The organism is Paraburkholderia sp. CNPSo 3281 (genome assembly GCF_024206515.1).
In the GTDB taxonomy this organism is placed as follows: domain Bacteria; phylum Pseudomonadota; class Gammaproteobacteria; order Burkholderiales; family Burkholderiaceae; genus Paraburkholderia; species Paraburkholderia nodosa.
On the sequence record NZ_JAMBPS010000001.1, the window covers coordinates 262,327 to 281,623 of the forward strand.

Sequence of the window (19,297 nt, forward strand, 5' to 3'; positions counted from 1 at the left end):
CGGGTCAGTCTGCTGTTGCGCGTTATGACAAAATTGCTTTTTTCAGGAAATATCACAGCATGACATTGATGACGAAGCTTGGCCTGCGAACCCTCGTCGCGTCCTGCCTGATCACGGCGGGCGGAGCGGCGAACGCACAACTCAACGTCCTCGTCACCGGCGTGGGCTCCACCCAGTTCCCCATCGCCACGGCTAACTTTGCCGGTGAAGCGAATTCGCCCGAGCAGGTCGCGGCCATCGTGCGCGCCGACCTGCAACGCAGCGGGAAATTCACCAATATCGACGCCGGCAACGCACCGATCTCGGAAAACGACTCCGTCGACCTCGGCAGCTGGAAGGCCAAGGGCGCCAATGCGTTCGTTGCGGGCAGCGTGAACAAGCTCGCCAACGGCCAGTACGAAGTGCGCTTCAAGCTCTACGACACCGTGAAGGGCGAAAGCCTCGGCGGCCTCGTGCTCACGAGCCCGGCAAGCGGCCTGCGCATGAGCGCGCACAAGGTTGCGGACTACATCTATCAGAAGCTGCTCGGCGATCGCGGTGTGTTCGCCACGCGTCTTTCGTACGTGATCAAGACGGGCGGCCGCTTCCAGCTGCAGGTTTCGGACTCCGATGGACAAGACGCGCACATCGCGCTCTCGAGCCCCGAGCCGATCATCTCGCCGGCCTGGTCGCCCGACGGCACCAAGGTCGCTTACGTATCTTTCGAAAAGAAGAAGCCAATCGTCTACGTGCATGACCTGCCTACGGGTCGCCGCGTGATCATTTCGGACCAGAAGGGCAACAATTCGGCACCGGCCTGGTCTCCCGACAGCCGCACGCTCGCAGTAGCACTGTCGCGCACGGGCAACACGCAGATCTTCGCCGTCAATGCCGACGGCTCCGGCCTGCACCGCCTCACGCAAGGCACGACGATCGACACCGAACCCAACTACTCTCCTGACGGACGCTGGATTTATTTCACGAGCGACCGCGGCGGCCAGCCTCAGATTTACAAGATGCCGGCCCAGGGCGAAAGCACCGGAGCGGCACAGCGTGTGACGTTCACCGGCAACTACAATACGAGCCCGAAGGTCAGCCCGGACGGCAAGCAACTGGCGTACATCTCACGCACGGGCGGCGGATTTAAGCTGTACATTCAAGATCTGCAGTCCGGTGTCGCCACGGCGCTCACTGACACGACACATGACGAATCGCCCAGCTTCGCGGCGAACGGTCAGTACATTCTTTACGCCACACAGGTGAACGGCCGTGGCGTGCTGGCTGCTGTATCGACCGACGGTCGTACGCGGCAAATCCTGTCCGTTCAGGGCGGCAGCGTACGCGAGCCGTCCTGGGGTCCTTTTATGCAATAACACTTCAGGAGAGCAAAAATGATGTCGAAGAAAGTACGCCTGGCCTTGGCCGTTTTGATGATCGGTGCGCTGGCAGCGTGCAAGTCGGGTGTCAAGGAAACGAACCCGAACGCCGGCGCGATGAACACCCAGCCGAACCCGAACGCGGTCGCCCAGGTGAACGTCGATGAGCTGAACAACCCGAACAGCCCGCTTGCCAAGCGCAGCGTGTACTTCGATTTCGACAGCTACGCCGTCAAGGACGACTACCAGTCGCTGCTGCAAGCTCACGCACAGTACCTCAAGACGCACCCGGAACGTCACGTCCTGATCCAGGGCAACACCGACGAGCGCGGCACGAGCGAATACAACCTGGCGCTGGGTCAAAAGCGTGCTGAAGCGGTCCGTCGCGCCCTCTCGCTGATGGGCGTGCCCGATTCGCAAATGGAAGCCGTCAGCCTCGGTAAGGAAAAGCCGGTCGCAACGGGCCACGACGAAGCATCGTGGGCACAGAACCGCCGTGCTGACCTCGTGTATCAACAGTAATTGAGCATTGGATGAAGGGGCGTATGTCGCACCGTTTCTCCCCGCTGCGCGCAGCCGCAGCCGCCTGCGTGGCTGGCGTCGCCTTTGCGGCGCTGCCGGCCCACGCGGGTATCTTCGATGACGATCAGGCGCGCCAGGCGATTCTCGACCTGCGCACGAAAACGGACAGCCTGTCCAGCCAGCTGTCCGCCGCTCAACGCACGATCCTCGACCAGTCCAACCACCTCGACCAGCTCAACCAGCAGGTCGCGACGTTGCGCGGACAGAACGAGGATATGGCGAACCAGTTGGCGACCCTGCAGAAGCAACAGAAGGACTACTACACGGATCTCGACACGCGACTCAAGAAGTTCGAGCCGCAGCAGGAGACCGTTGACGGCATGCAAGGCACGGTTCAGCCGGGTGAGATGGACGCGTTCAACGCCGCTTCGCAGCAGTTCCGCAACGGCGACTTCAAGAACGCGGCGGCATCGTTCCGTAGCTTCATCGCGAAGTTCCCGCAGAGTCCTTACCAGCCGACCGCGCAGTACTGGCTCGGCAACGCGCTCTATGCGCTGAAGGACTACAAGGGGTCGACCGCGACGTGGCAGAACGTCGTCAACAAATACCCGCAGCATCCGCGCGCCCCCGAGGCGCTGCTGGCCATTGCGAACAATCAGATCGAGCAGGGGCAAAAGGCTGCGGCCAAGCGCACGCTCGAGCAGGTCGTTTCGCAATACGGCAACTCGGATGTCGCACAGACGGCGCAGAGCAAGCTTTCACAGCTCAAATAAGCGCTGCTGGCTGGTTTTGGCGTGACGTGGCGCTGGTGTAATGCCAATGCCGCGAAATGCGCCTCTCGCATACAGGGAAGGCCCGGGGCACGGCGTGCCCCGGGCGTTTCCATCGGTTTTATGACGGCAAAGGTTGACGCGTTGGCCATGCGCCGCTATAATCCCGCTTCTCTTTTGGGTCGTTAGCTCAGCTGGTAGAGCAGCGGACTTTTAATCCGTTGGTCACAGGTTCGAATCCCGTACGGCCTACCAAAGCATCAAACAAAAAGCCCAGTCTTCGGACTGGGCTTTTTGCTTTGCAGCGTACGGCGCAAGCTCAAGCGACTTGAGAGGCTCGGCGCGCGAGCATGCGTCCAGCATGTATACTCCCTCCTCCCCCGCCGTCCCATCCCCGCTGCACAGGCCACGTCATCATGAAGTTCACGACCCTTGCCTGCGCCCTGCTCGCGCTTTTCTGGCTCAGTCTGCGCGTTCAGGCGCAAATCCAACCGCAACCCGAAGACTACGCATACCTGCGCCGCATTCGCGTGCCGGACGCCGTCGTCAATTGCGTTGCCGCGCTCGACCAGTGGGTGCACAAGGCGCAGCGCTACGATTCGCTGCTCGTGCCCGACCGGCGCGCGCTCTCGGCGACGATCGAGCAACCCGCGCCCGTCAACGCCACGCCCATGCCCGCCGCAAGCGAGGCGCTTACGCCTGTCCCGTCCATCGACACGCTGATCCACCTGCACGCCTTCGCCAAGGTCCGCGGCAAGTACGCCTGGGTTCCCGTGAAGGCCACGTGCGGTATCTGGCATTCGCACGTTGTCGATGTCGCGCTGTCGCCGCGCGGCACGCACGCAACGTCGCCTATCCACTGACGACATTTCGTCGTCCTTATCGCTGCCGGCAACAAAAAAGCCCGCGCGCCAGACAGCGCACGGGCTTCGCATCGAGCGACGCGCGGCCCATGCCGCGCGCAAACTCAGTCTGCCTTGACGCCTTCGACCTGGATCTGCAGCGTCGTAGCCGTCTTGAAGCCATACGACTGGCCCCAGTTCACGCCGTAGTCCGCGCGGTCGAATTGTGCCGACGCGTCCGCGCCGCACACTTCACGCTTGAGCATCGGGTTCTGGAAACACTTGAACGAGTCGATCTTCAGGTTCAGCGGCTTGGTCACGCCATGCAGCGTGAACGAGCCGATCACTTCCACGGGCTTGTCGCCTTCGAAGCGGATCGACGTGCCCTTGTAGGTGGCCGTCGGGTACTTCGCGGTGTCGAGGAATTCGGCCGAGCTCACGTGCTTGTCGAGCTTCGCGTTGCCGGTATCGATCGACGATGCGTCGATCGTCACGTCCACCGTGCCCGTCTTCGCCTCGCGGTCGAGCGTGACCGTGCCCGCGCTCTTCGTGAACTTGCCGCGCCATACCGAGACGCCGCCGAAGTGATCGGCTTCGAAGCTCGGATACGTGTGCATCGGGTCGAGGTTGTAGGTCGTGGCGGCCGCGAGCGCCGGCGTGGCGACGAAGGCTGCGAGCGAGGCGGCAACGGCCGCGGCGAAAATCGTGGTCTTCATGAATCGTTTCCTGGTGCGGGAGAAACAGGGTGAAAAAGCGATGCCGTACGCGCGTCAGTGCGCGGCGGACACGATGTGAAACTTGATCTGCACGTCGTCGGCGACGATCGAGGTGTCCTTCCACTCGCCCGAGCCGATGCCGTACGCGAGGCGCTTGATGGGCAGCGTGCCGTCGAACACCTGGTTGGCGCCGTCCTTGCGGTACTGCACCGGCACGACGACATCGGTCGTCTTGCCCTTGATGGTCAGCTTGCCGGCCACCGTGAACGCGCCGTTCGCACCGGACTTGATCTGCGTGGAGACGAAGGTCGCGTGCGGGAAATGCGAGGCGTCGAACCACTCGTCGCCGGCGACTTCCTTGTTGTATTCCGGCGCGCCAAGGTCGAAGCTCGCCACCTCGACGTCGAGCTTCGCGCTCGATGCCGCGACGTTCGCCGGATCGAAGCGCACGTCGGCGGTGAAGTGGTTGAAGCGGCCTTCGACCGGCACGTTCATCTGCTTGAACACGGCGCTCACGGAATTCTTCGCGGCTTCGGCCGCGGCGTTGGCGTTCGTGGCGAAGGTCGTGGCAAAAGCCGCGCCGGCGGCGAGCGCCGCGCCGAGCGCGACGAAGGAAGCGGAATGGGCAAGACGCTGGATCATGGGCAGTCGGTCCAAGGTGGGGGGCATCGGTAAATGGAGACGGCGCTTGCGCGCCGCGAAGTCAGTCGCGCGGCGTGCCGAACGGCAGCATGCGCGCGAGGATGTTCTGGCGATCGATCAACTGGTGCTTGATGACGGCCAGCACGTGCAGCACGACCACGGTGAGCAAGGTGTAGTTCAGCGAGATATGCACGACGCGCAGCACGCCCTTGAGCGCGGTGTCGGGGCCGATCAGCACGGGCATCGGCCAGATGCCGAGGTACACGACCTGGATGCCGGCCGCCGAGCTATAGAGGTAGCCCGTCACCGGAATCGCGACCATCAGCACGTAAAGCGCGGTGTGGCCCAGGTGCGCGGCGAGCCGTTCCCAGCCATGCATGGAGCCGGGCAGCGCGGGCGCGGTGTGCGTGAGGCGCCAGAGAATGCGCACGAGCACGAGCGCGAGCACGGTCACGCCAATCCACTTGTGCCACGAGAAGTAGCGCAGTTTGGTGGGCGTGATGCCGGGAATGTCGGTCATGACCCAGCCGAGCGCAAAGCCCCAGACGATCAGCGCGGCGATCAGCCAGTGCAGCAGCATGGCGACGCCGTTATAGCGGCCGGCGGGCTTGACGTTAGGGTTCATCGGCATACGACTCCATTATTCGAGGTGTGCACTTTACCCGGCCAAACCTATTCAAACAATCGTCTAAAATGGATGGTTATCATCCACTTTTTCGATAGATCGAAAAGGACCGTACCTCGTGGACCGCACCTCGGACCGCTCCCCTAGCCTCGAGCAGCTGCGCGCGCTGATCGCCGTCGCCGAAACCGGCAGCTTCTCGGCGGCGGCGCGCCAGCTCGACCGCGCGCAGTCGGTGGTCAGCTATACGATCGCCAATCTCGAGGCGCTGCTGGGCGTCGCGCTGTTCGAGCGCGGCAAGCGCAAGCCGGAACTCACGGCCGCGGGCCGCGCGATCCTCGCCGACGCGCGCCGCCTCGATCTGCTCATGGGTCAGCTTAACGCCAAGGCGGCCGGCCTGCAGAGGGGGCTCGAGGGCGAAGTTTCGCTGGCCGTGGACGTGATGTTTCCCTCGCAGCGCCTGGTCGAAGCCCTGCAGGCGTTCGCGTTCACGTTTCCCACCGTCGCGCTGAATCTCACCATGGAAGCGCTCGGCGGCGTGCTCAAGCTCGTGCTCGACGGCGACTGCGCGATGGGGATCAGCGGGCCGAACCACAACTGGCCGCACGTGATCGAGGCCCAGTCCATCGGCACCGTGGAACTCGTGCTCGTGGCCGCCCCCTGCCATCCGCTCGCCAAGGCGGAGCACCCGGTGCGCATTTCGGATGCGCGCGAGCACACGCAACTGGTGCTCACCGATCGCAGCCGCCTCACCGAAGGCCAGAACTTCGGCGTGTACAGCAATCGCGCGTGGAAGCTCGGCGACCTCGGCGCCAAGCACCGGCTGCTGCTCGCGGGCCTCGGCTGGGGGTCGATGCCGACGCACCTCGTGGAAGCCGATCTCGAAGCCGGGCGGCTCGTGCGCGTCGCGCTCGCGGACCGGCGCTCGGTGAGCTACAACATCTCGCTGATCCATCGCACCGACGCGGCGCGCGGCCCCGCCAGCGAGTGGCTCTGCCACTACCTCACGCAAGGCACGCCGCCGCAAGCGCCGTTGCCCGACGCCCGCTGAAACAACCCACGAGCGATGCGCCTGCGAGTTGTACGAACGCAACCCCGCGCACGCCTGACAATGCTTAACAAACCCGCGCAAGCCGCGTCACGCCGGGCTCACGCGGCAACCGACGCCGACCTCGCGCCATCGGCCTCCGTACGCCCGCATTTATCGAGATGGACCTCCATGCCAGGATCGTGCCACCGCTCGCCGGGAGTGCGGGCATGCGCGAAAGCCGCACGCCCCGAACCCAGCGCGAGCTTTGTGTCACGCGCCCGGTCACTTCGCATCATGGTCAACTTCATCTGCTTTCTGCTCTGGAATCTCGCCCTGCTCTTCGCCGTGCGCGTGGGTTGCTGGCTCATTGGCTACGCGCGGCCCGATCTCACGCTCAATGGCGCGCATATTTTCATCGGCTTGATGGCGACTGCGCTCGCGTTCGACACGGCGCTCACCTTCCTCGTGTTCGCCGAGGCCGGTGGAGCATGGCAAGCGCACAATCCCGGCGAGACTTACGCTGAGCGCGCCTTCGCCTACGCGCTCGCGGCGCTGATGGCGCTGCTCATTGCCTGGCATGCGCGCCGGCAGGCGTCCCGCAAGGCGCACAATGGACCGCCAGGCGCGCAGGAAATCGAGACGTCTCGCTACAGCAAATCGACGCTGCCGATGTAAGGCGCACGCCCGCTTCAGCCCTTCCTGCCCTTGGCAGGCTTGTCCACCGTTTCCCCTTTGGCCGGTATCATCGCCGGCGCTGGCGCCGCGGCAGGCACCACGCCCGACCAGCCCGGCAGATAACGCGCGTCGACATCGTGTGCGTGCGATAGCGCGTCGGCGAGCGCCGCGTCGAAATCCTTGCGCAAGCGCGTTTCGGATACCTTACGACGCAGATAGTCGGCCCACAGGAATTCGCTGAACGGCGTCGTGTCCTTCGCGTAGCCTCCTGACGTGCGCAACTCGCCCGCGAGGCTGCGATACGGATCGTCGGCAAGGCCGAGCAGCTGCTTCGGCAACTGGTCGAATTCGCAGCGCTCGCCTGCGGCATCGAACGGATGCACCCACTGGTTGTGCTCCATCATGCGCCAGAAGATGGTGGGCTCGAGCCATGAGAGATCCTTGAGCACGGTCACCCGCACGCTCTCCACCGATTCTTCGAGCCACGCGCGGCCAAGGTGGTGATGATCGACCACGTAGTAGCGCGACTTCGGCCCGAGCACGGCGGGAAACCAGTGCGAGTCGATGGCCGCCGCGCGGCCTTTCTTGTCGAGCACCTGCCAGTGCGCGCGCTTGGCGTTCACCTCGCGAAAGCCCACCGTGATCTGCGTGGGACGCAGTTCGTCGAGCTTCACGGTGATGAGATGGAGATCGGTGTTGGGAAGGTTCATGGCGGGCCTCCTGTTTAGTGTCGATTGGTGTCGGGGTCGATCGCGCAACGATACAGCCGAACGGCCATGCATGCGGCATCAATCGAACGCGTACCGCGCGCTCCGTGCGCAGGGTCAACCCTGAGACCGCCGGGCACGTTGGATGCACGCTTTCGCCGCTTCGCCTATAAATGCGCTAAGGGACAGACGGCGCGAACCACGGCGCCCGTCATGCTCCCGCCGATGTCAGTTGCACGTCTTCCAGGCTCAACCAACGACACAAGCGAGGGCATTTTGGATCTCGAAACCATCCGCGTATTCATCATGACCCGGGGCATCGACTTCGGGACCAAGGTCGTGGCGGCGATCGTCCTGTGGGTCATCGGACGCTGGGCCATCAGCCTCGTCGCCGGTTTGCTGCGCAAGGTGCTCGCGCGCAACGAGCGCGTCGATCCGACGCTCGCGCATTACCTCAGTTCGATCCTCGCCGCCGTGTTGAACCTGCTGCTGGTCCTCGCGATCCTGCAGGTGTTCGGCGTGCAGACCACCTCGTTCGCGGCGCTTCTCGCCGGCCTCGGCCTCGCCATCGGGACAGCGTGGGGCGGCCTGCTCGCGCATTTCGCGGCGGGCGTGTTCATGCAGGTGCTGCGGCCGTTCAAGGTGGGCGACTTCGTGACGGCCGGGGGCGTGACGGGCACCGTGAAGGAACTCGGCATCTTTGGCACGACCATCATCTCGCCGGACAACGTGGTCAACATCATCGGCAACAACAAGATCTTCTCGGACACCATCTCGAACTACAGCGCGACGCCCGTGCGCCGCGTGGAGCTGACCGCGAAGATCGCCAACGGCGTCGATCCTGTCGACGCCGCCAGCCGCCTGCGCGCGGCCATCGCGAAAATTCCGAACGTTTCGCAGGAGCCGCCGCCCGACGTCGAGATTCTCTCGTTCACACCCGAAGGCCCGCTACTGGCCGTGCGGCCCTACACCAGCAACGACACCTACTGGCAGGTGTACTTCGACACCAACCGCGCGATTGTCGAGACCTTCAAGGGCGCGGGCTATCCGACGCCCGAAACGCCCTCGATCATTCGCCGCGTGGGCTCCTAGCGCGGCGTTCAACGCACTCGCCAAAACAAAACGGCATCGCCTTCGCAGGCGATGCCGTTTTTCATTGCGTTTCGGCCTGACGATGCCGGGCGCTCAACCGCCGTTGGGCTTGCGCACGGCGCCGCCGCGCGAGTCCTTGCGTAGCATCTTCCACACGCCGCCGATCAGGATCGGCACGATCGCCGCGCCGATGCCGACGAGCACGATCACGTTGAGGTACTGGCGAATGAACGGAATGTTGCCGAAAAAGTAGCCGAGCAGCACGAGCAGCAATACCCAGAACAGCGCGCCCGTGATCGTGAACAACTGAAAGCGTCGCATAGGCATTTGCGAGACGCCCGCCACGAACGGTGCAAACGTCCGCACGACCGGAATGAAGCGCGCGAGCACGATAGTCTTGCCGCCGTGGCGCTCGTAGAATTCGTGCGTTTTCTGCAGCGCGGCGCGGTCGAGGAAGCGTTCGAGCACGGGAATGTGCGTATTGAACACCTTCGGCCCAATGGCGCGCCCAATCAGAAAGTTGACCGTATTGCCGAGGACCGCCGCAACGAGCAGCAGCACGATCAGCAGGCCGAGATTCATCTCATGCGTAGCGGCAAACGCGCCGCCGATGAAGAGCAGCGAGTCGCCGGGCAGAAACGGCAGCACCACGAGCCCGGTTTCGCAGAACACGATCAGGAAAAGCACCGCGTAGACCCAGCCGCCGTATTGCTGGATGAAGACACCGAGAAACTTGTCGATGTGCAAGACAAGATTGACGAACTGCAGGAGCGTATCCAAAAGTGTCCCTTATTGAGCGTGGGCCGCGCGCCCGAAAAGCGCGTTCGCCCTGTGTTGCGCGAGAAGCCAAATTGACCGCGCCATGATACCGAAAGTGCCCGCGCGCCACGAAAATATCCCGTCAATTTCGGTGAATTTGCGCACAAAGCGCTGCTACATGAGGGTTTCGCGGGCGCTGAAGCGCGTCGGGTCCGGTCGCGCCGACTCGCTATAATTGCGCGCATGTCTTCGAATTCCGAACCCACCGGCGCCGTGCCGGATTCCGCCGGCGCCGCCGACGCTGCCGGCACTCCAGGCGCCACCGGCGCCGCAGTCGCATCGCGCGCCGCGCAGCCCGCCCGCGCGATCCAGGCGCTGCCCGATCAGCTCATCAGCCAGATCGCCGCGGGTGAAGTGGTCGAGCGGCCCGCCTCCGTCGTCAAGGAACTGCTCGAAAACGCGCTCGATGCGGGCGCGAGCACGCTGCGCATCCTGCTCGACGAGGGCGGCGTGAAGCGCATCTCCATCGCCGACGACGGCTGCGGCATTCCCGAAGCCGAGCTCCCGCTCGCGCTCACGCGCCACGCCACCAGCAAGATCCGCTCGCTCGCCGAACTGGAGAGCGTCGCGACGCTCGGGTTCCGCGGCGAAGCGCTGGCGTCGATTGCCTCGGTGGCCGAGATGTCGATCACGAGCCGCAGCGCCGACGCGCCGCACGCCGTGAAGATCGAGGGGCACACAGGCGCGATCTCGCCGGCTGCGGGCGGCCAGGGCACGACGATCGAAGTGCGCGAGCTGTACTTCAACACGCCCGCGCGCCGCAAGTTCCTCAAGAGCGAGCAGACCGAACTAGGCCATTGCCTCGAGATGATCCGCCGCAGCGCGCTCGCGCGCCCGGACGTCGCGATCTCGGTGCTGCACAACGGCCGCGCGGTCGAGCACTGGAACGCGAGCGATCCGGCCACGCGCGTCTCGAAGATCCTCGGCGAAGTGTTCGCCACGGCGCATCTGCCGCTCGACGAGCGCGCCGGGCCGCTCGCCGTGTACGGTTGTGCGGGCCTGCCTACGGCGAGCCGCAACCGCGCCGACCAGCAGTACTTCTTCGTGAACGGCCGCTTCGTGCGCGACAAGCTGCTCACGCACGCGGTGCGCTCGGCTTATGAGGACGTGCTGCACGGCGAGCGCTATCCGTCGTACGTGCTGTTCCTCGACCTGCCGCCCGAAGCCGTCGACGTGAACGTGCATCCGTCGAAGATCGAAGTGCGTTTCCGCGATTCGCGCTCGATTCACCAGTTCGTGTTTCATGCCGTGCAGCGTGCGCTCGCGCGCCACGCGGGCGCCTCGCCCGAGACGACCTCAGGCGGCCATGCTGCCGCGCTCATCGAGCCGCGGGCGTTGCCGGGCGCCGGGGTGCTGGGCGCCTCGGTTGGGCTGGCTTCGGGCGTGGCCGACTACCCGCGCGCAGGTGCAGCGCCCGGCGCGGCGGGCGGCTTCGGCGCCGACGGCAGGTTCGGCACCGCGAGCGTGGCGAGCAGCTTCGGCGGCGGCGCGGGTGGCCTGCCTTCGCGCGCGGCGGGATTCGGCCAGGCAGGCGGCGGCGGGGCAAGCGCGAACAGCGGCAACACCTGGCTGCGCCAGTCGCGCATGACGCAAGGCAGCCTGCCTGTCGCGCAGCCGCTCGCGCTTTATGACGCGTTGTTCGGCCGCAAGGATGTCGGCGCCGGCACGGCGCAAGGTTCGACCGTGCCGCAGGCGCAAGACGGCGCAGCCGGTGCATTCGCCGGCGGCGCGCCGCACGCCGCCTTCGAAGCCGGCGAGGATCACCCGCTCGGCTTCGCGCTCGGCCAGGTCCACGGCATCTACGTGCTCGCGCAGAACGCGCGCGGCCTCGTGATCGTCGACATGCACGCCGCGCACGAGCGCATCCTGTACGAGCAGTTCAAGCAGGCTCTCGCCGAACGCTCGCTCGCCGTGCAGCCCTTGCTGATCCCGATCTCGATGACGGCCGATCCCGTCGAAACCGGCACCGTCGAGGAAGAAAAGGCCACGCTTGAAGCGCTGGGCTTCGATCTCGCCGTGCTCTCGCCCACCTCGATCGCGATCCGCGCGGTGCCCGCGCTCCTCAAGGACGCCGATCTCCAGGCACTGGCGCGCGCCGTGCTCGCCGATCTGCACGCGTACGGCGGCTCGCGCGTGCTCACCGAGCGCCAGCACGAGATGCTCGGCACGCTCGCCTGCCATCATGCGGTGCGCGCGAACCGGCGTCTCACGCTCGACGAAATGAACGCGCTCCTGCGCCAGATGGAAGCCACCGAGCGCGCCGACCAGTGCAATCACGGCCGGCCGACCTGGTACCAGCTCACGCTCGCCGATCTCGATCGGCTCTTCATGCGCGGTCAATGACGCAGTCCACGAAACAAGAAAGCGGCGCGTTGCCGGTTGCCTGTCTGCTCGGCCCCACGGCCTCGGGCAAGACGGCGGCCGCGCTCGCATATGCCGCGCAGTCGGCGGCGCGCGGGCGCACGGTGGAGATCGTGAGCGTCGATTCGGCGCTCGTGTATCGCGAGATGGACATCGGCACCGCGAAGCCGAGCGCCGCGGAGCGTGCGGCCGCCGCGCATCATCTGATCGATATCGTCGATCCGCTGGATGCCTATTCCGCCGCCGACTTTCGCGCCGACGCACTGCGCGTGACGGGCGAGATCGTCGCGCGCGGGAACGTGCCGCTGCTCGTGGGCGGGACGATGCTCTACTACAAGGCGCTCACGCAAGGCCTGAACGACCTGCCCTCGGCCGATCCGGCTGTGCGCGCGCAACTCGACGCCGAAGCCGCGCGCGACGGCTGGCCCGCCATGCATGGCCGCCTCGCGCAGGTCGATCCCGCCACGGCTGCACGCCTCGCCCCGAACGACTCGCAGCGCATCCAGCGCGCGCTCGAAATCTTCATGCTGAGCGGGCAGCCGATGTCAGTGCTGCTCGCCACGCCGTCCACACGCGAGGATGAAGCCGCGCGCTACCGCTTCGTGCCCGTCGCGCTCGAGCCGTCCGATCGCAGCGTGCTGCACGCGCGCATCGAAGCGCGCTTCGACGCGATGCTCGCGGGCGGTCTCATCGACGAGGTGAAGGCGCTGCGCGCGCGCGGCGACCTGAACACCAACCTGCCCTCCATGCGCTGCGTGGGTTATCGCCAGGTTTGGGAATACCTCGATGGCGAGGTCGACTACGACACCATGCGCGACAAGGGCGTGTTCGCCACCCGCCAGCTCTGCAAGCGCCAGCTCACTTGGCTGCGCGCGATGCGCGAGCGTATCGTCGTGGATTGCTGCGCGCAGGATGCGACCGATCAGGCCGTCGCAGCGGTAGCGCAGATTGGCGGCTAAGGCCGCCGCCCCTTTCCCCCGCTTTCTCCTCCCGGGCGCGTTGTGCGCCACAACATCCCCGCTCAGCCCGCAGGTGGTGCATGTCCGTGCGCCGCATGCGCGCGCTCCCCCGCCGCAGCGCGCCACCGAAATCCGCCCTCGCCCGCTTGACTTTCGACCGACTGGATACGATCATTCGTTCATCACTAGAGCAATTGCTCAGGCTTGAGTCGATCGGCCGCTTTGAGTAAGGAGACACCGAATGAACACCGAACGCAGCAATGCGAACGTGATCCTGCATATCGGCGCCGGGTCGTTTCACCGGGCGCATCAGGCGTGGTACCTGCATCGCGTGAACCTCACGCGCAAGCCCGACGAGGCCGCATGGTCGCTCACCGTCGGCAACATCCGCTCCGACATGAACGCCGTGATGGACGCGCTGGCCGCGCAGAACGGCGCCTACACGCTCGAAACGGTCACGCCGCAGGGCGAGCGCGCTTATGAGACGATCCGCTCGATCACGCGCGTGCTGCCATGGTCCGCCGATCTCGCGAGCCTGATCGACGCGGGCGCCGACTCGAACTGCAAGATCATCGCGTTCACGGTGACCGAAGGCGGCTATTACCTCGACGAGCACGACCGCCTCGACACCGCGAACCCCGACCTCGCCGCGGACCTCAAGGGCGGCCGCACGACGATTTACGGCGCGCTCGCCGCGATCCTTGAAGCGCGCATGGCGCGCGACGGCGGCCCCGTCACGCTGCAAACCTGCGACAACCTGCGCAGCAACGGCAAGCGCTTTCATGCGGGCATGCGCGAGTTCCTCGCGCTGCGCGGCGCAACGGATCTGCGCGACTGGTTCGACGCGAACACGGCGTGCCCCGACTCCATGGTCGACCGCATCACGCCGCGCCCCACGCCCGACGTGCGCGAGCGCGTGAAAGCGGCGACCGGTGTGGACGACGCCTGCCCGGTGATGGGCGAGGCGTTCATCCAGTGGGTGATCGAGGATCACTTCTGCGCGGGGCGGCCCGCCTGGGAGCGTGCCGGCGCGGAGATGGTCGAATCGGTGATGCCCTACGAAGAAGCGAAGATCCGCATCCTCAACGCCACGCATAGCTGCATTGCGTGGGCGGGCACGCTCGTCGGTCTCGACTTCATCCACGAAGGCACCCACGACGCCGACATCCGCACCTTCGCGCGCGAGTACGTGAGCGAGGACGTGATTCCCTGTCTCACGCCCAGCCCGCTCGATCTCGCGAAGTATCGCGACGTCGTGCTTGAACGCTTCAGCAATCCGTACATCCAGGACACGAACCAGCGCGTGGCCGCCGACGGCTACTCGAAGATCCCCGGCTTCATCGCGCCCACGCTCGCGCAACGCATCGCCGGGGGCGCGACGCCCGCCGCCACGGCCATGCTGCCCGCGCTGTTCCTGCGCTTTCTGGAACGCTGGCACAAGGGCACGCTGCCCTACCGCTACCAGGACGGCGTGATGGACGAAGCGGCCGTGCACCGCTTGTTCGATAACGGCGACCCCGTCTCGACGTTCCTCGGCGACAAGCTGCTGTGGGGCGGCCTCGCCGGCAACCCGACACTGGGCGGCGCGGTGCGCGGCGCGCTCACGCGCGTCGACGCGTGGCTGGCCTCACGCGGCTGCAGCGTTTGAAGCAACACCACGGCCTGATCCGCAACACCCGCGCCACGCGCGCCCTCCGGGTCGGAGCGCATGGCGTCGCGCCCGGCGCGCGGCTAAAGTAGCGCAACTCCTCAACACGACTTCAGCGCGCCTATGTATCTCGGCATCGACCTCGGCACCTCCGAAGTGAAAGTCCTGCTGCTCGCGCCCGACGGCCGCGTGATCGGCACTGCCGGCACGCCCTTCGTCGTCTCGCGCCCCCACCCGCGCTGGTCCGAGCAGAATCCCGCCGACTGGTGGGACGGCACGCGCCGCGCGCTCGCCGCGCTGCGCGAGGCGCATCCGCACGATTTCGCGCAGGTGCGCGGCATCGGCCTTTCCGGGCAGATGCACGGCGCCGTGCTGCTCGACGCGCACGACAACGTGCTGCGTCCCGCGATCCTCTGGAACGACATGCGCGCGGTGGACGAATGCGCCGAACTCACCGCGCGCGCGCCGCAGTTGCATCGCATCGCGGGCAATCTCGCCATGCCGGGCTTCACCGCGCCCAAGCTGCTGTGGGTCGCGCGCCACGAGCCGCAGATCTTTCGCGAAACGGCCTGTGTGCTGCTGCCGAAGGACTATCTGCGCCTGCAACTTACCGGCGCCAAGGTCTCCGATCCGTCGGACGCCGCGGGCACGCTCTGGCTAGACGTGGCCAAACGCGACTGGTCCGACGCGCTGCTTGACGCCTGCAACATGACGCGCGCGCAAATGCCTGTGCTCGCCGAAGGCAGCGCGCCCTCCGGTACGCTCCTGCCCGCGCTCGCGCGCGAATTCGGTCTGCGCGAGGACGTGGTCGTGGCGGCGGGCGGCGGCGACAACGCGACGAGCGCCATCGGTATCGGCGCCACGCAGCCCGGCGACGGCTTCGTCTCGCTCGGCACCTCGGGCGTGCTTTGCGTGGTAGGCGACCGCTTCCGGCCGAATCCCGCTTCCGCCGTGCATGCGTTCTGCCACGCGATTCCGGACCGCTGGCACCAGATGAGCGTCGTGCTTTCGGCGGCAAGCTGCCTGCGCTGGGTCTGCAAGCTCACGGGCACGAACGAACCTACGCTGCTCGCCGAAGTCGAGCAGCTCAGTGCGCCAACCCTCGCCGAAGCCCCGCTGTTCCTGCCGTATCTCTCGGGCGAGCGCACGCCGCACAACGACCCGTATGCGCAGGGCGTGTTCTTCGGCATGACGCACGCGACCGACCGCGCGCTGCTCGGCTACGCCGTGCTCGAAGGCGTGACCCTCGCGCTCACCGACGGACTCGACGCGCTCGCGGCCGCCGGCACCGAAGTGGGCGCGCTGTCAATGCTGGGCGGCGGCGCGCGCAGCGGCTACTGGGCGCAACTGGTTGCGGACGCATTCAACACGCCCACGCGCCAGCACGGCGGCGGCGAAACGGGCGCGGCGCTCGGCGCGGCGCGCCTTGGCTGGCTCGCGGCGGGCGGCGACGCGCGCGACGTGCTGACCAAGCCGCCCGTGGTGGCCGAGTACACGCCGGACGCCGCGCGCCACGCGGCGCTGCGCGAGCGGCTCACCACCTACCGCGCGTTGTACCGCCACGTGCGCCCGCTCTTCGAGCCCTCGCGCGAGCGCCTCGCGTAACGCGTGCCGTACACTTCGGCCCCGAATCCACCGACCACCACCGTGCCCAAGTCCACCGAAAAACTCGATCTCGCGACCCGCGCCGCCTGGCTCTACTACGTGGCCGGCAACACCCAGAACGAAATCGCCGAGAAGCTGCAGGTGTCGCGCCCGGTCGCGCAGCGCCTCGTCGCGTTCGCGGTCGAGAAGAACCTCATTCGCGTGCGCGTCGATCATCGTCTCGCCGATTGCCTCGCGCTCGCCGACGCGCTTTCGAAGCGCTACGGCCTTTCGGTCTGCGAAGTGGTGCCCGTGGACAACGACACGCCGGAGGAAATCGACCGCAAGCTCGCCGTGGCAGGCGCGCAGGTGATGGAGCGCTACCTGAGCGAAGAGCGGCCGATGGTGGTGGCCGTGAGCAGCGGCCGTACGCTCAAGGCCGCCGTCGACCAGATCGCGCAACTGGAGCGGCCGCAGCATCGGCTGGTTTCGATGGTGGGCGCGATCGCCCAGGACGGCTCGTCGAACCGCTACGACGTCGCGCTGCATATCTCCGAGAAAACTGGCGGCAAGCACTTTCTGCTGCCCGCGCCGCTCATCGCGGATAACGAGGCCGAGCGCGCGCAATGGTGCAATCACCGGCTCTATCGCATCGTCGAATCGCTGTCGGGCGAGGCCGATGTCGCGTTCGTCGGCATCGGCAACATCGGCGAGCATTGCCCGCTGCACGAGGACGGCTTCATCACCTCCGACGAAGTGCGCGAGCTGATGGGCCAGGGCGCCGTGGCCGAAATGCTTGGCCTGCCGATCGACGCCGCAGGCAAGCGCGTCGATTCCCCCACCGGCCGCCGCGTAACGAGCGTGTACCTCGATTCGCCGCCGCGCCGCCCGACCATCGGCTTCGCCGGCGGTGCGCGCAAGCGCGAAGCGGTGATCGCGGCGCTCAACGGCGGCTGGCTCTCCGGGCTCGTCACCGACGAGTTGTGTGCGCGCGCCGCGATCGACCGCTGATCAAAAAAACGCCCGCATGAAGCGGGCTAACAAAGGCAACCTCAGGTACCTCGCCACACAGAACACCGCCTCACGCTGCGAGGCGGTGCGTCCAGCAAGCCAATGAAATCACGCAGCCAGTTGCTGCGCGAAGCGACGCTCGAACGCCAGGCCATCCGCATTGAAGAGATGGCAATGATCGGGCGTCGAGCCGACCTTGAATGCCTCGCCGCGCTCGTGCCGCTCCAGCGGCGGAATGCGCGCGATCAGGCCATCGGGCGCAACCGGACATTCGGCGTAGAGGTAAGCAGCGTCGCCGAGCGACTCGACCGCCATCGCCTTTGCGCTCACGCCTTCCGCGCCCGTCATGACGTGCAGATGCTCGGGGCGGATGCCCACCGTCACCTTGTCGCCCTCACGCGCGTTGCCCGGGTCGACGGCCACCTTTTGGGTATCACCCGTTTCGTAGCGCACGACGATGCCGTCGCTGCCGATCTGCTGCACCGTGCCGTCGAGGAAATTCATCTTCGGCGAGCCGATGAAGCCCGCCACGAAGCGATTCGCCGGCGCGTGATACAGACGGTTCGGACTGCCGACCTGTTCGACATTGCCCGCCGAGAGCACGACGATCTTGTCGGCGAGCGTCATCGCTTCGACCTGATCGTGCGTCACGTAGATCATCGTCGTCCTGAGTTCGTCGTGCAGGCGCGCAAATTCGAGGCGCATCTTCACGCGCAGCGCGGCGTCGAGGTTCGAGAGCGGTTCGTCGAACAGGAACACCTTCGGCTTGCGCGTGATCGCCCGCCCGATCGCCACGCGCTGGCGCTGGCCGCCCGAGAGCTGCTTGGGCTTGCGGTCGAGCAGATGGTCGATGTGCAGGATCTTCGCGGCGTTCTTCACGGCCGCGTCGATTTCGGGCTTCTTCGCGCCCGCGAGCTTGAGGCCGAACGCCATGTTGTCGTACAGCGTCATGTGCGGATACAGCGCGTACGACTGGAACACCATCGCGATGCCGCGCTTGGCCGGCGGCACGTCGTTCATGCGCGTGCCGTCGATCATCAGATCGCCGCCGCTGATGTCCTCCAGCCCCGCGATCATGCGCATGAGCGTGGTCTTGCCGCAACCGCTCGGGCCCACGAACACGACGAATTCGCCGTCGCCGATATCGAGGTTCACGTCGCGCAGCACTTCGTTGTCGTCGTAGCGCTTCAGTACGTCTCTGAGGATCACGCTTGCCATGATGTGTCTCCGTTTCTGTGCAAACCGGTTCAGTTCGAACGCGTTTGCGCCTGGTTCATCCAGTGGGCCACCCGCGCGGGCAGCGTCGTCATGTCGTCGAAAATTTCGCTCGCACCCGCTTCGCGCAACTCGTGCGCGTGCGCGTCGCCGCCCACGTGCGTGCCGCCCACGAAGCCGAGCACCGTCATGCCGGCCGCGCGCGCCGCGCTCACGCCCGTCACGCTGTCCTCGACCACGAGGCACGCGGCGGGCGCGACGTCCATGCCCTGCGCTGCCGCGAGATAGACGTCGGGCGCGGGCTTCGGCCGGGCGACGATATCCGCGCAATACACGCGCGCGCCAAAGAAGCGATCGAGTCCGTTGCGCGCCAGCACCTCACGCACCACCGCCGTGTAGCTGTTGCTCGCGCAGGCCCTGGTGAGCGTTACGGCTTCCAGCGCCGCCACGACGCCCGGGAACAGCGGTGCCTCACGCGCTTCGGCCTCGGCCACGGTGCGGATCGCATCGACGTCGGCGGCGGTGAGGCTGCGCCCAAGCGCGTCGCCCGCGCCGCCCAGCACACGCTCGATACGCTGGCCGAGCAGCGGCATGACGACGGGCGCCGCGTTCACGCCAGGCCAGCGCGCTTCGAGCTCGCGCACCAGCACGCGGGCCGCCACGGCTTCGCTGTCGATCAGCACGCCGTCGCAATCGCAGATCAGGGCTTGAATGGACATCGCATTGG

At 66.3% G+C, this 19,297-nt stretch carries 18 protein-coding genes, 1 tRNA gene and 1 pseudogene; 13 read left to right on the top strand and 7 right to left on the bottom strand.

The features are described 5' to 3' along the window. Positions 1-59 precede the first annotated feature (59 nt). The 5 genes from tolB to M3I56_RS01280 all read left to right on the top strand — a co-directional run bounded on the left by tolB (position 60) and on the right by M3I56_RS01280 (position 3,510). Positions 60-1,352 carry a Tol-Pal system beta propeller repeat protein TolB gene (gene tolB / locus M3I56_RS01260; RefSeq protein ID WP_254352146.1) on the top strand — a complete coding sequence of 431 codons (1,293 nt, stop codon included), beginning with the start codon at positions 60-62 and terminating at the stop codon, positions 1,350-1,352. Positions 1,353-1,370: 18 nt separating this feature from the next. Then, entirely contained in the window at positions 1,371-1,877 is a 507-nt protein-coding gene (pal, locus tag M3I56_RS01265; protein ID WP_042266217.1) for a peptidoglycan-associated lipoprotein Pal, read from the top strand. A 23-nt stretch (positions 1,878-1,900) separates the two neighbouring features. Next, positions 1,901-2,650, top strand: a complete 750-nt coding sequence (gene ybgF, locus M3I56_RS01270; protein ID WP_028205329.1) for a tol-pal system protein YbgF — start codon at positions 1,901-1,903, stop codon at positions 2,648-2,650. Between the two features lie 176 nt (positions 2,651-2,826). Beyond that, positions 2,827-2,902, top strand: a tRNA-Lys gene (locus tag M3I56_RS01275). Between the two features lie 161 nt (positions 2,903-3,063). Then, on the top strand, positions 3,064-3,510 hold the full coding sequence (locus M3I56_RS01280; RefSeq protein WP_028205908.1) for a BspC domain-containing protein: 447 nt from the start codon (positions 3,064-3,066) through the stop codon (positions 3,508-3,510). Between the two features lie 104 nt (positions 3,511-3,614). Here M3I56_RS01280 and M3I56_RS01285 read toward each other — a convergent pair whose 3' ends face one another. The 3 genes from M3I56_RS01285 to M3I56_RS01295 all read right to left on the bottom strand — a co-directional run bounded on the left by M3I56_RS01285 (position 3,615) and on the right by M3I56_RS01295 (position 5,472). Further along, positions 3,615-4,205, bottom strand: coding sequence for a YceI family protein (locus M3I56_RS01285; protein ID WP_254352148.1), 591 nt, complete (start codon positions 4,203-4,205; stop codon positions 3,615-3,617). 54 nt (positions 4,206-4,259) lie between these two features. Further along, positions 4,260-4,847: a YceI family protein gene (locus tag M3I56_RS01290; RefSeq protein WP_254352151.1), complete on the bottom strand. Its 588-nt coding sequence runs from the start codon at positions 4,845-4,847 to the stop codon at positions 4,260-4,262. Positions 4,848-4,908: 61 nt separating this feature from the next. Further along, positions 4,909-5,472 (bottom strand): cytochrome b, encoded by a 564-nt coding sequence (locus tag M3I56_RS01295; protein WP_035513876.1) that lies wholly within the window; start codon positions 5,470-5,472, stop codon positions 4,909-4,911. Between the two features lie 118 nt (positions 5,473-5,590). Between M3I56_RS01295 and M3I56_RS01300 the strand changes: the two genes are divergently transcribed. Together M3I56_RS01300 and M3I56_RS01305 are read left to right on the top strand one after the other, a co-directional pair. Next, positions 5,591-6,520 (top strand): LysR family transcriptional regulator, encoded by a 930-nt coding sequence (locus tag M3I56_RS01300; protein WP_254352152.1) that lies wholly within the window; start codon positions 5,591-5,593, stop codon positions 6,518-6,520. Positions 6,521-6,793: 273 nt separating this feature from the next. Continuing rightward, on the top strand, positions 6,794-7,174 hold the full coding sequence (locus M3I56_RS01305; RefSeq protein WP_254352154.1) for a hypothetical protein: 381 nt from the start codon (positions 6,794-6,796) through the stop codon (positions 7,172-7,174). Positions 7,175-7,263: 89 nt separating this feature from the next. Here the strand turns inward: M3I56_RS01305 and M3I56_RS01310 are convergent. After that, positions 7,264-7,884: pseudogene (locus tag M3I56_RS01310) on the bottom strand (ParB-like protein); the annotation flags it as partial. Positions 7,885-8,157: 273 nt separating this feature from the next. On the opposite strand from M3I56_RS01310, the gene M3I56_RS01315 reads away from it, so the two are divergent. Next, positions 8,158-8,973 carry a mechanosensitive ion channel family protein gene (locus tag M3I56_RS01315; RefSeq protein ID WP_254352155.1) on the top strand — a complete coding sequence of 272 codons (816 nt, stop codon included), beginning with the start codon at positions 8,158-8,160 and terminating at the stop codon, positions 8,971-8,973. A gap of 93 nt (positions 8,974-9,066) precedes the next feature. Here M3I56_RS01315 and M3I56_RS01320 read toward each other — a convergent pair whose 3' ends face one another. Continuing rightward, a complete protein-coding gene (locus M3I56_RS01320) occupies positions 9,067-9,753 on the bottom strand; it encodes a DedA family protein (protein WP_254352157.1) in 687 nt (228 codons plus the stop codon). 222 nt (positions 9,754-9,975) lie between these two features. Between M3I56_RS01320 and mutL the strand changes: the two genes are divergently transcribed. The 5 genes from mutL (at position 9,976) to M3I56_RS01345 (ending at position 17,355) form a co-directional block, all read left to right on the top strand. Further along, positions 9,976-12,135: a DNA mismatch repair endonuclease MutL gene (gene mutL / locus M3I56_RS01325; RefSeq protein ID WP_254352159.1), complete on the top strand. Its 2,160-nt coding sequence runs from the start codon at positions 9,976-9,978 to the stop codon at positions 12,133-12,135. Further along, entirely contained in the window at positions 12,132-13,112 is a 981-nt protein-coding gene (gene miaA, locus M3I56_RS01330) for a tRNA (adenosine(37)-N6)-dimethylallyltransferase MiaA (RefSeq protein WP_254352160.1), read from the top strand. The genes mutL and miaA overlap by 4 nt, the downstream gene beginning before the upstream one ends. A gap of 241 nt (positions 13,113-13,353) precedes the next feature. Beyond that, positions 13,354-14,760 (top strand): D-arabinitol 4-dehydrogenase, encoded by a 1,407-nt coding sequence (gene dalD, locus M3I56_RS01335; protein ID WP_254352162.1) that lies wholly within the window; start codon positions 13,354-13,356, stop codon positions 14,758-14,760. Positions 14,761-14,883: 123 nt separating this feature from the next. After that, positions 14,884-16,365: a xylulokinase gene (xylB, locus tag M3I56_RS01340; RefSeq protein WP_254352163.1), complete on the top strand. Its 1,482-nt coding sequence runs from the start codon at positions 14,884-14,886 to the stop codon at positions 16,363-16,365. 42 nt (positions 16,366-16,407) lie between these two features. Further along, the gene (locus M3I56_RS01345; RefSeq protein WP_254352165.1) at positions 16,408-17,355 is read left to right on the top strand and encodes a sugar-binding transcriptional regulator; all 948 of its coding nucleotides are present in this window, start codon (positions 16,408-16,410) and stop codon (positions 17,353-17,355) included. Between the two features lie 108 nt (positions 17,356-17,463). Here M3I56_RS01345 and M3I56_RS01350 read toward each other — a convergent pair whose 3' ends face one another. Both M3I56_RS01350 and M3I56_RS01355 read right to left on the bottom strand, forming a co-directional pair. Further along, positions 17,464-18,573 (bottom strand): ABC transporter ATP-binding protein, encoded by a 1,110-nt coding sequence (locus M3I56_RS01350; protein ID WP_254352166.1) that lies wholly within the window; start codon positions 18,571-18,573, stop codon positions 17,464-17,466. 29 nt (positions 18,574-18,602) lie between these two features. Then, positions 18,603-19,289, bottom strand: coding sequence for an HAD family phosphatase (locus M3I56_RS01355; protein ID WP_254352168.1), 687 nt, complete (start codon positions 19,287-19,289; stop codon positions 18,603-18,605). Positions 19,290-19,297 lie beyond the last annotated feature (8 nt).